The sequence below is a fragment of the Alteromonas sp. ABE4_545 genome (assembly GCF_056161325.1).
On sequence record NZ_JBSWYY010000001.1, the window covers coordinates 337,665 to 351,019 of the forward strand.

The following is a 13,355-nucleotide window of genomic DNA, read 5'->3' on the forward strand; positions in this document are numbered from 1 at the left end:
CTCAAGCTTATGTTGAAAAACATACTTTTGCTAAATTTTCACTAGCGCAATGACAGGGATAGGAGCCCTTGGGAATGGCCACATCGACTATGCATGTATTAGTTATCGATGATGACATTAGTATCATTCGTTTAATAGCCGAATCGCTTAAAAATGATTACGCAATTGTAGTTGCCACGACTGCGGAAGAAGGGTTGACGCAAGCCATTAAAACCCAACCTCACCTGATATTGCTAGACGTGCTCATGCCTGAAATTGACGGGTTTGCCTTGTGCCGCGCATTAAAGGCCGACCCCAAAACCCAGCAAATTCCCATTATTTTCGTCAGCAGTTTGATTGAAATTGATGAACAAACCCGAGGGTTTGAACTGGGGGCAGTAGACTACATTACTAAACCGATACAAGTGCCTATTTTAAAAGCGCGGGTGAATACACATACGCGGCTCTATAAGCAGGCTCAACAGCTTTCAACATTAGCCGCAACCGATCCATTAACTAACCTTGCCAATCGCCGCAAATTTGATGAAGTGCTAGACGCTGAATTAAAACGCAGTGACAGAAATGGCGGTAATCTCTCGTTGTTGATGATTGATATTGACGACTTCAAACAATACAACGACGAATTTGGTCACGGAAAGGGTGACGATTGCTTAATTCAAGTCGCCAAAATCCTAGCCAAAGAAGCCTGTAGGGCTTATGACACCGTGTCTCGGCTAGGCGGGGAAGAATTTGGTATTATTATTCCCGAGGGCGAACAGGCAGGTAGCACTATTATCGCCGAAAACATACTGCGACATTTTGCGCAGTTGCACTTACCACATGCCGCCAACGCGCGTTTCGATTATGTCACCGTAAGTATCGGTATTGCGATAAAACCCAATACCACCCTCTCTGCCAGAGCATTTTTAGACATGGCAGACAAAGCATTGTATGCGGCAAAAGCCAATGGCCGCAATCAATTCTCAGTGACCACCACGCCAATTATCTCCTCCGACGCAGGGTAGTTTTATCGTGGCATCGTGTGCCACCAGTCGGGTTACATGCCACGGTTTTACCACGTATTAGATTGTGCAACATCAAAAAACAAGTGATAGTATGCCAAAGGCGGCCAACACCAATTATCACCGCCAAAAACAACAGGCTCTGAGAAGCCTGCCGATATATAAACAAATAACATTGAGCGCAACAAGTCATCATGAAGGAACATATCGAAGCTCCCAAAGCAATTCATGAACTCAAAGTATTGATTGTTGATAATCAGTCTCTGGTGCACGAGCAAATTGCTTCTGCGTTAAAAGAAATTGGCGTGTTCGGCGTTGAACATGCACACAATGCCTACAACGCCGTGCGAGCGTGCCAAGAAAACACCTTCGATATCGTTTTATTGTCTTTTAATGTTAGCCATGACAAAGACGGCTTTCATTTATTTGAAGAGTTTAAACACCATCAATACATCACTGAGAAAACCACCGTGGTTTTTTTGAGTGCTGAAACGTCTGCTGAGTTAGTTAATTGTATCATAGAGTTACAACCTGATGATTTTTGGGCCAAACCGCTTGGTCGTCAAAAAATGCAACAGCGGTTACACGCACTAATTGAAATGCGTCGTAAACTTAATAAGCTGTTGCATTGCCTTTACAGCGAAGATTATGCCGCCGCGATTTATCATGCAGAGCGACAGCTCGTCGACCCTATGATGGCCGATCAATACCCCAGAATGAAACGCATAGTGGGGGAGTGCTTGATGAACTTGCGTGAGTATGCTCAAGCTGAAAAATACTATGCCAGTCTGACCGACGAATACCCACATGCATGGGTGCAAATTGGGTTGGCTAAATCACTGTTGCGCCAAGACAAAACCGAAGCGGCCGACACATTGATCGAAGCATTACTGCTGCGCGATGATACCCGCTTTAAAACCTATGATTTGCTGGCTCAGTATTACATTGAAAAAGCCCAATTTGATGTTGCGTACGAGCAAATGAAACAAGCGGTGCGCTTAGCGCCAAGAAATATCGAGCGCAATAAAAAACTGTGGGATTTAGCCCGTTTGAATCGCGACAAAGCGGGCCAATTAGACGCCGTGCAAAAAATGGCGAAATACGCCAAAAACTCGATTCATGACTCTCCCGAACTCACGCTTAATGTTGCACGCTCAATGCTTGATTTGGCGTCGACTGCTTCGACTATCGAAGCTGCAAAACTTATTCAATCGATTGAAAAAGAGTTAGAGCCACTGCACGAAAATGTCACGCTCAAGCGCCAACTTAGTCAGCAACTATCGGTAATTCAAGTGCGCTCAATGTGTTTGAACAATGAGAAAAATGACGCAGAACAATTGATAACGGGATTGTTTGACGGCAGTGAAACTCATTTAACGATGGAAGATAATCTCGATTTGATGAAGGCCTATCATCAATTGGGAATGCGCGAAAATTGTTTACGCATTTTAGATACATTGCGAGAGCAAATTGCGGGTGACAGTTTTTCTAGTCGCGTGGTTGATGAATATCTCCAACAAGAAGCAATAGAGCGTAGAGAGATTCAATTTACGACCAAAGAGCTAAAAGACATGGCTGCGGTGAATTATCGAGAAAACCGCTTTGGCCCCGCTTATCATAACTTGAGACAAGCATTAGTACTCTCGCCAGAAAACAAGCAAATTGCGTTGAGTATGTTAAAAGTGATGGTTTTGTTGCATCGCAAAGAGCATCTAGATGAAGAACAACTTTCCGATGCGCGTATGGCGCTCGACTTGTTGGAGGCCTCAGACTTGGGGCAAGTACAACGGCAAAAATGTGAAGAGTACGCGTATTTATTGGGGATTAACAAGCAGGATAGCGTTGAAAAACCAGTATAAATAAGGCCTCAAAGTGTCGAGTGTTAAACCGAATTTTCTCTGCTAACAAGGTAGGCATGGTCGTTGACAACTTGATCAGCATACTGATAGCAGGCATCAACTAACTCGTTTTTAATAAAAGGGATCGTAGAAACGGCCGCGGTCTCAAATCGAGTTGTACGTCTGTCTCCCCGGCAGTGAGCAAGGGCGAGGGCTTCCCCACAATAAGCCGCGTAGCGGGCAAACCCGCCTTTTAACGCTTTGTTGCCGCATGCAATATCAATAGGGTCAATGCCGACGCGGGCGTGGTGCCTTGAGCGGATCAAAAAGTGCTCGCCTTGCCATGCCACTTCATCTAACAGCAAGTCTGGCTTTCGCTGCATTCTACGTTGACATCGGGCGGTTAAATGCGCGGGATTGAGCTGATTCACTACACTTAAATCGTCAAAATAAAATAACGGCGCGGCAATACGCTGTTGCTTTACTTCGACAATATGGCAATCGACCAAGTGTTTTTCTTGTATAGGATGTTGCGGCCCAACTAAAAAATAGTACCGCTGCATATTCACCGACCCCGTACCGGCGTTCAGCCGAGTGACAATATCGAGCACTTTATCATCCATGTACGGCGAAAACGCCCGATTAAGCGTATCGTATTGGGTATGACTGAGCCGACTAAATTTATCGGGCTTATGTGCAAAGCCGAGTACGCCATCTTGCAGTGTTACTGATTTGGCCAACGCACTTTTGGTCAGAAATGCCTCGCCACCGGCTGCTCGTTCACGGGCTTTTTGCCATAGCTTGTGCAATTTACTGCTGTGATCGATGTCGTTTATTGCGTCCTGCAGATGTTGAGCATCACTGAGTGCTTGCTGGCATACCGTTAAATATGCACCAAAAAATTCATCAATGGCATCGATCAGAGAGGCTTCTGTCACCACGGGTTTATCTATTGTTGTGTCGGTGAATCGATAGCGACCAGAACTGATCCCTTGGCAATGATCAACAGTGAGCATTAACGACACACAAAAGCGCATCAAATCCCAAATAGCGTGGCCAATGCACGCGTCATCAAAGTCGTTAGGACTAAAAATGACCTGATCGCCATGAGAGCCTTCTTCGGTCAGAAAGCCAAAGTTGGAAACGTGACAATCGCCCATGATGGTGGTCAGCGGCATACGCTGCGCTAATTTAGGCGTTGGTAAGTGACCGTGTTTTAAATCGGCGTAAAAAAGTGGCGCACTGCCACGTAGAAACACAAATGGCGACAGTGCCATTTTTTGATGTTTGGCGAGCCCTTGTCCTGGCTTCACGTCGTCGACGTTGAACAATACATCATCAATAAAACTGTGTCGCTCGGCGCTCATTGGTGTCTCTTAAGGTGTGATTATTGGCGTAATGTAACGCACTGAGCACCTAGACGACAATGACTTGTATCAGTGTTGGTCGTCAAACCCGCTGGTAAAACAACATTTATTCAACCTAGTGAGATCAAAAAGGTGTGATTCACCGTTATTAAACTGTCATTTAACACACCTATGTTGATATTTAATACAAGGAGCCTATCTCGATCGTTGAGCGGGATTTTTAGGTTGAAAGTGACGTTAAAAAATGACACACTTTAATTGGAAATATCGCTCACAAAAAATGCAATCAATTGGTTTTTTGAATCAAAGGCTTCAACTTTATCAATTATCTTTTTTGGAGGAAGGCGATTATTCTTATCCACGAAGTCAACAACGAACCAAGTGCTACACTGAATCGTGTCGCTTTGTGGAACAGGTTTCTTGATAAGTGGAGAAGTTAACGACTTATCAATTTCGTAAAGACAAAGTGTTTAACAACATCAATTTAAGCAATTGAACTTTTAGGAGAAAAGTAAAATGGCATTAATCAACACACAGATTAAACCGTTTAAAGCGCAAGCATTCAAAGATGGCGAATTCGTAGAAGTAAGCAGCGAAGACATCAAAGGTAAGTGGGCTGTATTCGTATTTTACCCAGCTGACTTTACTTTCGTATGTCCTACTGAGCTTGGCGACATTGCTGACAAGTACGAAGAGCTTCAATCACGTGGCGTAGAAGTTTTCTCAGTATCTACTGACACTCACTTTACTCACGCTGCATGGCACGCGTCTTCAGAAACTATCGGCAAAATCAAATTTGCAATGATCGGCGACCCTACTGGTGAGATCACTCGCAACTTCGATTGTATGCGTGAAGAAATGGGTCTTGCTGACCGTGGTACTTTCGTAATCGATCCAGACGGTATCGTTCAAGCAATGGAAATCACTGCTGAAGGTATCGGCCGTGAAGCAGACGACGTAGTGCGTAAAGTGAAAGCTGCTCAGTACGTAGCTTCTCACCCAGGCGAAGTTTGCCCAGCTAAATGGAAAGAAGGTGAAGCAACACTAGCTCCTTCTCTAGACCTAGTTGGTAAAATCTAAGTCAACGCTTAGAGCAACAGTCTTATGCGGGTGTGGGCAGCGGTTTGCCCACACCATCCTGACAACAAGTTAAAAGGCAGAGAACCGTGTTAACTAAAGAAATATTGCAAGCATTGAAAGGCTACACCGCATCAATGCAAAAAGAAGTAACGTTTGTCGTGCAAACCGGTGAACATAGTAAACGTGAAGAGCTTGTCTCGTTCCTGTCAGACATTGCAGGAGTGAGCGACAAGATTAGTGTAGTCGAGCGTGACACAAGCGGCACATTGCGTAGCCCAATCAGCTTCCTACTTGAAGCTGATAAAGAAGACACAGGTATCCGTTTCTCAGGCATTCCTGGTGGTCATGAGTTTAACTCATTGATATTGGCGATTTTGCATTCGTCAGGTACAGAATTGAAGCTAGACGATAGCCTGAAAGGCATCGTTAAAGCAGTAAAAGAAGATTTGCACTTTGAAGTGTTCATCAGCCTAAGCTGTCACAACTGTCCAGATGTGGTTCAAGCGTTGAACCAGTTTGCACTAGTTAACCCGCACATTACGTCTGAAATGATCGACGGCGGTTTGTACAAAGAGCTCGTTGAAGAACGTGAGATTCAAGGTGTACCAAGTGTTTACTTGAATGGCGAGTTATTCGCTAACGGTAAAGTAGACGCAGCAACATTACTCGACAAATTACTCGAGCGTGACCCGAGCCTAGCAAAAGCAAACGCGGGTCAAACAATGCCTCTACAAGACGTAACTGTTATCGGTGGTGGCCCTGCGGGTGTCGCATCAGCAATTTACAGTGCGCGTAAAGGCTTAAAAGTCACTTTGGTTGCAGACCGTTTTGGTGGCCAAGTAAAAGATACTATGGGTATTGAAAACTTAATTTCAGTACCAAAAACCACAGGCCCTGAGCTTGCTGGTAACTTAATGGAACACTTAAAAGATTACGAAATCACGTTGAAAGAACATTTACGTGTAACTGAAATCGAAAAAGGTGACATTAAAACGCTAACCCTTTCATCTGGTGAGCAAATTAAAACGCGCACTTTGATTGTGGCAACAGGTGCTCGCTGGCGTGAACTCGGCGTTCCGGGTGAGAAAGAAAACGTGGGTAATGGCGTGGCGTACTGCCCACACTGTGATGGCCCTTTCTTCAAAGGCAAAGACGTAGCGGTAATTGGTGGTGGTAACTCAGGTATTGAGGCGGCGCTGGACTTGGCTGGTATTGTGAAGTCAGTGACTGTGTTTGAATTTATGCCTGAGCTTAAAGCTGACAAAGTGTTGGTGAATCAAGCTGAAAAGCGTGACAACATCACGATTATCAAGAACGCGGCAACACGTCAGATTACCGCTGAAGGCGGCAAGGTTAACGCGATTGAATATCAAGATCGCGCCACTGAAGAAGTACATACATTGCCATTGGCAGGTGTCTTCGTACAGATTGGTTTGGTACCTAACAGCCAGTTTATGAAAGGCGTGGTTGAAATGTCACCACACGGTGAAATTATCATCGATACTAAGTGCCAGACTTCTGAGCCAGGTATCTATGCGGCTGGTGACGTGACAACGGTTCCTTACAAGCAAATCGTCATTTCTATGGGCGAAGGCGCGAAGGCATCACTGGCAGCGTTTGAATACTTACTGACTCATGAAACGGCTGACGTTTCTGAATAATCAGGCAAGACTATAATTGAAAAACCGGCGCAAGCCGGTTTTTTTATGTCTATTGGCCTGTCTTTCCTCAAGCTCAAATAAACAAATCGACAAACGGGGCTCTCCTAGATGAGCACCGGTAGAGCAAGCAATGAGTGAAGCGAACGAGCGGATTAAGATTTCGCGGCTAGCATTGACCTCGTCATAGTTTTCCCTACTTTGATGACGTTCACGCTTAGCTTAACCAACCCAAAGTTATATTGGAATCAAGTTGTTAAGCGAGGTAGGATAAAACCGTTAACAATTGACCAGTGAAGTGCAAGGAACAAAATATGTTTAGAGGTTGGGGAACGTGTGTATTTGTGGTGAGTATTGTCTTTAGTGCATTGTCACTGGTACAGGCTAAAGTCATCCCCGCTGATAACAAAGCTTATCAGTACACTGGTCGAATCGATTTTTCTAATCCGAAATCACCCTATATTTCTTGGTCTGGTTCTTCGGTTAAAGCCAAGTTTACAGGCCATCGCTTGTCTGTTCGTCTGAATGACGATGAGGGTAAAAACTATTTCAATGTGATTGTGGATGGAAACGACACCGTTCCTTTTGTTATTCAGGCTAAAAAGGGCGTGAATGATTATTGGATCACAGAGTCTTTGGTCGATGGCGAACATACTGTTGAGGTGTATAAACGCACTGAGGGAGAAGAGGGTGGTACGTATTTTCTCGGCATTGATATTGATGACGATGGGCAATTGCTAGCATTGGCACCAAAGCCCGACCGACGAATTGAAATTTTCGGCGATTCTATCACCAGTGGTATGGGTAATGTGGCACCGTTCAATGGGCCTGACAATTTGTCTCGCGACAAAAATCACTACATGAGTTACGGCGCAATCACCGCCCGTAATCTCAACGCAGAGTTGCACACCATCTCGCAAAGTGGGATTGGCATTATGGTGAGTTGGTTTAACTTTATTATGCCCCAATTCTACGACCAAATGAGCGCAGTGGGGAACAACAATACCCAGTGGGATTTTACCCGTTGGACCCCAGATGTGGTGGTGATTAACCTATTCCAAAACGACAGTTGGCTGGTGGGTGACCCAAAACGAATTTCCCCCACACCCGATAAAAGCGACATCATTGGCGCTTATCAGGCATTTGTGACCTCAGTGCGCAGCCGTTACCCCGACGCTCAAATTATTTGTGCGCTTGGGAGTATGGATGCGACTAAACCAGGTTCACCATGGCCTGGCTATATTGAAGCGGCAGTGGCGAATCTACAGCAAAAGGGTGATGACCAACTCTCAACCGTGTTTTTCGAATTCAACGGTTATGGCGCTCACCCTCGTGTCGACCAGCACATTGCCAACGCAGCGCGTTTAACGCAAGCGATTAAACAAGTCACCGGTTGGGAATAGTATGTATGGCTCTTGGTTGACAGTACTTGCGTGGCTTATTGCTGGCATTCTAGGTTTTTGGGCGATGGCTAAACTGTTCAGCTTTTACTATCAACTTTATCAAGTGAATAAAAACAAAAATCCTACGCGAGCCAGCATGTATAAAACCATGATGCAAAATTTCGCGATGGAAATTGTCCTGCTGGTCATGCTCATTGGTTTTGTTTTGGTTGCGTTGTTCTACAAGCCTGAAAACGGTTACGGCTTGTTTTTCACGCCGGGTTAACGAGCATTTATGTCACATCCCATCACATTTACTTATTTTATCCGGGAACTCTGGTTCTTTGGCATAAAACAAGCCTACGCGTGCTTATTCGGCGGTTTCTTACTCCTCGTTATGCTAGTCACTCACTTTTGGTATCCCATTGAAGGACTACATCGCTACGATTTTATTTTCTTAGCCGCTATTGCCTTTCAAGTGGTGTTACTTGTCACTAAATTAGAAACGTGGCGAGAATCTCTGGTTATTGTTGTGTTTCATATTGTTGCGACAATCATGGAGTTGTTTAAAACCTCTGATGGCATTGGCTCTTGGCATTATCCCGAGGCTTATGTGTTTGGCATTGGTAATGTACCGCTGTTTACCGGCTTTATGTACAGTGCGGTAGGGAGTTATATCGCCCGGATTTGGCGTATATTCGACTTTCAGTTTAGTCATTATCCGAATAAAAAATACACGCTGCTATTGGTGTTGTGTATTTATATAAATTTCTTTAGTCACCATTTTATGTGGGATATGCGCTGGTGGTTGCTTTTTATCACAGTGTTACTTTTTGGGCGCACTCGCGTATATTACAAAATGACAGATCACTACCATTCAATGCCTTTGCTTTTGGGGTGGTTTTTAGTGGCGTTGTTTATCTGGTTTGCAGAAAACATGGCGACATTCGCCAATATCTGGGTTTACCCTCATCAAGGGCAAGCGTGGGAAATGGTATCTGTTACCAAGCTTGGCGCTTGGTTTTTACTGATGCTGTTGAGTTTTGTTCTGGTATCTATGGTGCACGGTATTCAATTAAAAAAAGCGTGCACCACATGTTGTACTAAATAATTTGCGGGATTTGATAAGCGAGCACACATACGGTCGGCGTGCCTACCATTAACCATAAATTCCGTTGTACTTGTTTGTGAAATTGCGTGAGTGTTGGGTCTTCTTTTTGGGCAAGCGGTCCATTTTTCACCGCTTCTGCGGCCAAATATTTTACCCATTTACTCTGCTTGCCAAGCAACTTGGCTTGGCGCAGTATTTTTTCCCACTCTTCAGGGTAGTGCTGTTCAATGTGAGCACACAGCGCTTTGCGAGCTGTGTTCATTCTCACACCAAAAATAGCAATGCCAGCCACACTGGCAAATCCAAACACAAAAAAGTTGGCTAATTGCATGTCTATCATTCCTTAGATTAATTAGGGCGTTGGCCTTTGCCTGCATTGCGGTATTGTCCACCACTAGCGTTTTGTTTGCCGCCGCGCTTACCTTTTTCTTTTTGCCATTTGGGCTGAGGCGGTAAACCTGTGTGTTTGGTCAGTGCTCGTTGGCCTCTTTTGGCTTTCTGTGCTTTTTGGCGCTTTTCATCGGCAGTTTCAGGGGGCACTAAATGCTGTGGACCTCGACCAATCAAGTCTTCACGACCCATCTTTTTCAGTGCTTCGCGAATTTGAGCAAAGTTTTTCGGATCGTGGTAACGCAACATGGCTTTGTGCAAACGACGGTGAATTTCGCCTTTTGCCGATGGTACGCTTTCGCTCTCTTTGGTTACCTTGCGCAACGAGTTAACCTCGGTGTGGTACATAGTCGTAGCTGTTGCTAGCGGTGATGGGTAGAAGTTTTGTACCTGATCGAGTTTAAAACGATTTTCCTTCAACCAAATTGCTAAATTGAGCATGTCTTCATCGGTAGTCCCAGGATGCGACGCGATAAAGTAAGGGATCAAATACTGTTTTTTGCCCGCTTCTTGAGAGTACTTGTCGAATAATTCTTTAAAGCGATAGTAGCTACCCATTCCCGGCTTCATCATTTTAGACAAAGGCCCATCTTCGGTATGCTCCGGTGCGATTTTCAAGTAGCCACCAACGTGATGAAGGGCGAGTTCTTTCACGTATTCTGGATCTTCCACCGCGAGGTCATAACGTACACCAGAGGCAATTAAGATCTTTTTCACCCCAGGAAGTTCACGTGCACGGCGATACAAATCAATTGTGGGCTTGTGATTAGTATCCATATGAGCACAAATGCTTGGATACACGCATGAAGGGCGACGGCAGGTGGCTTCCGCTTTCGGGCTCTTACAGCGCAAACGATACATGTTGGCCGTTGGCCCACCCAAATCTGAAATCACGCCTGTGAAGCCAGGCACGGTATCGCGAATTTGTTCGATTTCTCTGATGATAGAATCTTCAGAGCGGCTCTGAATGATACGTCCTTCGTGTTCAGTAATCGAACAGAAGGTACAGCCGCCATAACACCCGCGCATGATATTGATCGAAAAGCGGATCATGTCGTAGGCAGGAATTTTTTCATCGCCATAGCTAGGGTGAGGCACTCGCTGGTACGGCAAATCAAATACCGCGTCCATTTCTTCGGTTTCTAGGGGCATCGCTGGTGGGTTAATCCACACATGGCGATCGCCATGGCGCTGCATCAGTGCACGCGCACATCCCGGGTTTGTTTCCTGGTGGAGAATACGAGAGGTGTGCGCATAGAGTACTTTGTTATCACGCACTGTCTCAAATGCAGGTAACTTAACGTAGACATTTTCCCACGGCTTACGACGTTGGGTTTCAGCCGGTTGAATGGTGATCGGCTGAGCGGTTTGAGTCACGTCTTTGTCGCCGCTAGGTTGATTTTCTTCGCTATCACACTCCGGTTCCATTTGATATGGATTCGGAATGGCTTCGATTTTACCCGGGCGGTCAAGGGATGTAGAGTCGACACCTTGCCACTCAGGCAGTGCTTGTTTAACGATAATCGCCGTACCACGCACATCTGTGATGGTAGAGATATCTTCGCCAGCAGCCAAGCGATGTGTCACCTCAACTAAGGGGCGTTCAGCGTTACCAAACATCAAGAGGTCAGCTTTTGAGTCGAACAATACAGAACGACGCACTTTTTCAGACCAGTAGTCGTAATGGGCAATACGGCGCAAGCTCGCTTCGATACCACCAATAATAACCGGAACGCCTTTAAACGCTTCACGGCAGCGCTGAGAGTAAACCGTAACTGCGCGATCGGGACGCTGGCCACCCACATTTCCGGGGGTATAGGCATCGTCATGGCGCAGTTTTTTATCCGAGGTGTATCGGTTGATCATGGAGTCCATGTTGCCCGCGGTTACGCCGAAATAGAGATTAGGTTTACCTAATGTCATAAAGGCGTCTTTGCTGGTCCAGTCTGGCTGAGCAATAATGCCTACGCGAAAGCCATGGGCTTCTAACACACGGCCAATCACAGCCATACCAAAACTCGGATGATCCACATAGGCATCGCCTGTGACTAATACAATGTCACAGCTGTCCCAGCCGAGTTCGTCCATTTCCTTACGTGACGTCGGTAAAAATGGCGCAGACCCATAACAATGCGCCCAATATTTAGGGTAAGAAAACAGACCGCGATCGGCCTTGATGGTGGCTTGCATAGAACTATCTTGATCAACTTCAGGCCTGATAGTATAGCATCGCAGGGTAGGTAGGGGATAGCGTAGTTGTAGAAAGACGGCAGTTGTTTGCCGAAGTGTGGCAGGGTGGGCAACCCATTACCTCACCAAGAGGCCAATCAAAGTCACTGAGAAACATGAAAACAGTGACTTTGATCGTCTTTGCCCATTAGGCTTGCGTCTCAATACCTAGGCTCGACTTCAGCATATCGAACAAGCCTTTTTCTGGTTTGCCAATGTCTTCAGTACTGGCATATTGGTCAACCGCGCTGGATACAGTGGCTGCAGGCTCAGCAGAACTCGCTGTTTTTGCCTCTTGCATGCTGTCGTGCTTGGCTTGGAAAAACGTTGCCAAATCAATGTTGTGCTCTTCTGCATAGCTCTGCAATGTTTCTGGCGCTGTGGTAGCTAGAGTTTCAGCATCAAATTCACCACTGTCTTCCATGTCCATAATACTTTGCATAAAGCTTTTTATTGCATCGCTATCACCAGATTCGGCCATGAAATCTGATAATTCATCTTCTTCAGGTTTCGGTGGAGGCGGTGGGGGAGGTGTATTACCGATACCTTGAGCCATGGTGCGCTCAAGGTTGGCTTGTTGCATTACGCTGCTGTTTGAAATATCCATGTTATCTCCTAACGTTGGGTTTAAATGGTGGCGCGGTACACTCTTTTATTTTTTGTTGCCGAGCTTGACCAACACCGTGAGCGCTACGTGCTCACTTTACATACTGAGCAATGGCTATTCCTTTCCTTGTCAGTAATGTGTAAAGGTAACAAAGCGTGATAATTGTAGTTCTCTGTGAGCAAGGTATACTGCTCACCACATACTACGCAGGTCAGTGATTACAATGGGATATTGGTTATTTAAAACCGAGCCAGACGCATTTGGTATCGACGATTTACGTGCTCGCCCAGAGCAAACTGAGCCTTGGGATGGCGTTCGCAACTACCAAGCTCGGAATTTTCTTCGCGATCAGGTTGCACTTGGCGACAAAGTCTTTATCTACCACTCCAGTTGTAAAGAGGTAGGAATTGCTGGTGTTGCAGAAGTGGTGAGGGCGGGGTATCCCGATGAGTCGCAGTTTAACCCTGAGGCAAAGTATTTCGACCCTAAATCGTCACCAGACAACCCAAGGTGGTTTCGGGTTGATGTGAAGTTTGAGAAAAAATTTGCCAAGGTATTGCCGTTAAAAACGATAAAAGCTAACCCGGATATTCAAGAAATTGGTTTGGTGAAAAAGGGCCATCGGTTGTCGATTATGCCCGTTGAGCCAGCTGAGTGGGATATATTGATCACCATGGCTGGCCGTTAAAACA

At 45.6% G+C, this 13,355-nt stretch carries 12 protein-coding genes; 8 read left to right on the forward strand and 4 right to left on the reverse strand.

Going from position 1 to position 13,355, the window contains the following annotated elements; all coding sequences use genetic code 11:
* Nucleotides 1-74: 74 nt before the first annotated feature.
* Nucleotides 75-1,004: a GGDEF domain-containing response regulator gene (locus tag ACXAH6_RS01585; protein ID WP_474874868.1), complete on the forward strand. Its 930-nt coding sequence runs from the start codon at nt 75-77 to the stop codon at nt 1,002-1,004.
* A 191-nt stretch (nt 1,005-1,195) separates the two neighbouring features.
* Nucleotides 1,196-2,860 (forward strand): response regulator, encoded by a 1,665-nt coding sequence (locus tag ACXAH6_RS01590; RefSeq protein WP_474874869.1) that lies wholly within the window; start codon nt 1,196-1,198, stop codon nt 2,858-2,860.
* A gap of 23 nt (nt 2,861-2,883) precedes the next feature.
* On the opposite strand, the gene ACXAH6_RS01595 is transcribed toward ACXAH6_RS01590, so the two are convergent.
* Nucleotides 2,884-4,206 carry a DUF2252 family protein gene (locus ACXAH6_RS01595; protein WP_474874870.1) on the reverse strand — a complete coding sequence of 441 codons (1,323 nt, stop codon included), beginning with the start codon at nt 4,204-4,206 and terminating at the stop codon, nt 2,884-2,886.
* 516 nt (nt 4,207-4,722) lie between these two features.
* On the opposite strand from ACXAH6_RS01595, the gene ahpC reads away from it, so the two are divergent.
* The 5 genes from ahpC (at nt 4,723) to ACXAH6_RS01620 (ending at nt 9,437) form a co-directional block, all read left to right on the forward strand.
* Nucleotides 4,723-5,286: an alkyl hydroperoxide reductase subunit C gene (ahpC, locus tag ACXAH6_RS01600; protein WP_474874871.1), complete on the forward strand. Its 564-nt coding sequence runs from the start codon at nt 4,723-4,725 to the stop codon at nt 5,284-5,286.
* Nucleotides 5,287-5,372: 86 nt separating this feature from the next.
* Entirely contained in the window at nt 5,373-6,947 is a 1,575-nt protein-coding gene (ahpF, locus tag ACXAH6_RS01605; RefSeq protein ID WP_474874872.1) for an alkyl hydroperoxide reductase subunit F, read from the forward strand.
* Nucleotides 6,948-7,258: 311 nt separating this feature from the next.
* Nucleotides 7,259-8,347: an SGNH/GDSL hydrolase family protein gene (locus ACXAH6_RS01610; protein WP_474874873.1), complete on the forward strand. Its 1,089-nt coding sequence runs from the start codon at nt 7,259-7,261 to the stop codon at nt 8,345-8,347.
* 1 nt (nt 8,348) lies between these two features.
* Nucleotides 8,349-8,612, forward strand: a complete 264-nt coding sequence (locus tag ACXAH6_RS01615) for a hypothetical protein (RefSeq protein WP_474874874.1) — start codon at nt 8,349-8,351, stop codon at nt 8,610-8,612.
* A 9-nt stretch (nt 8,613-8,621) separates the two neighbouring features.
* Nucleotides 8,622-9,437, forward strand: a complete 816-nt coding sequence (locus ACXAH6_RS01620) for a DUF817 domain-containing protein (RefSeq protein WP_474874875.1) — start codon at nt 8,622-8,624, stop codon at nt 9,435-9,437.
* Here the strand turns inward: ACXAH6_RS01620 and ACXAH6_RS01625 are convergent.
* From ACXAH6_RS01625 to ACXAH6_RS01635, 3 genes are all read right to left on the reverse strand, one after another.
* Nucleotides 9,430-9,768: a hypothetical protein gene (locus tag ACXAH6_RS01625; protein ID WP_474874876.1), complete on the reverse strand. Its 339-nt coding sequence runs from the start codon at nt 9,766-9,768 to the stop codon at nt 9,430-9,432. The genes ACXAH6_RS01620 and ACXAH6_RS01625 overlap by 8 nt on opposite strands.
* Nucleotides 9,769-9,785: 17 nt before the next feature.
* Entirely contained in the window at nt 9,786-12,017 is a 2,232-nt protein-coding gene (locus tag ACXAH6_RS01630) for a YgiQ family radical SAM protein (protein WP_474874877.1), read from the reverse strand.
* A gap of 187 nt (nt 12,018-12,204) precedes the next feature.
* Entirely contained in the window at nt 12,205-12,663 is a 459-nt protein-coding gene (locus tag ACXAH6_RS01635) for a hypothetical protein (RefSeq protein ID WP_474874878.1), read from the reverse strand.
* Nucleotides 12,664-12,886: 223 nt separating this feature from the next.
* Between ACXAH6_RS01635 and ACXAH6_RS01640 the strand changes: the two genes are divergently transcribed.
* On the forward strand, nt 12,887-13,351 hold the full coding sequence (locus ACXAH6_RS01640; RefSeq protein WP_474874879.1) for an EVE domain-containing protein: 465 nt from the start codon (nt 12,887-12,889) through the stop codon (nt 13,349-13,351).
* The last annotated feature ends 4 nt before the right edge of the window (nt 13,352-13,355 follow it).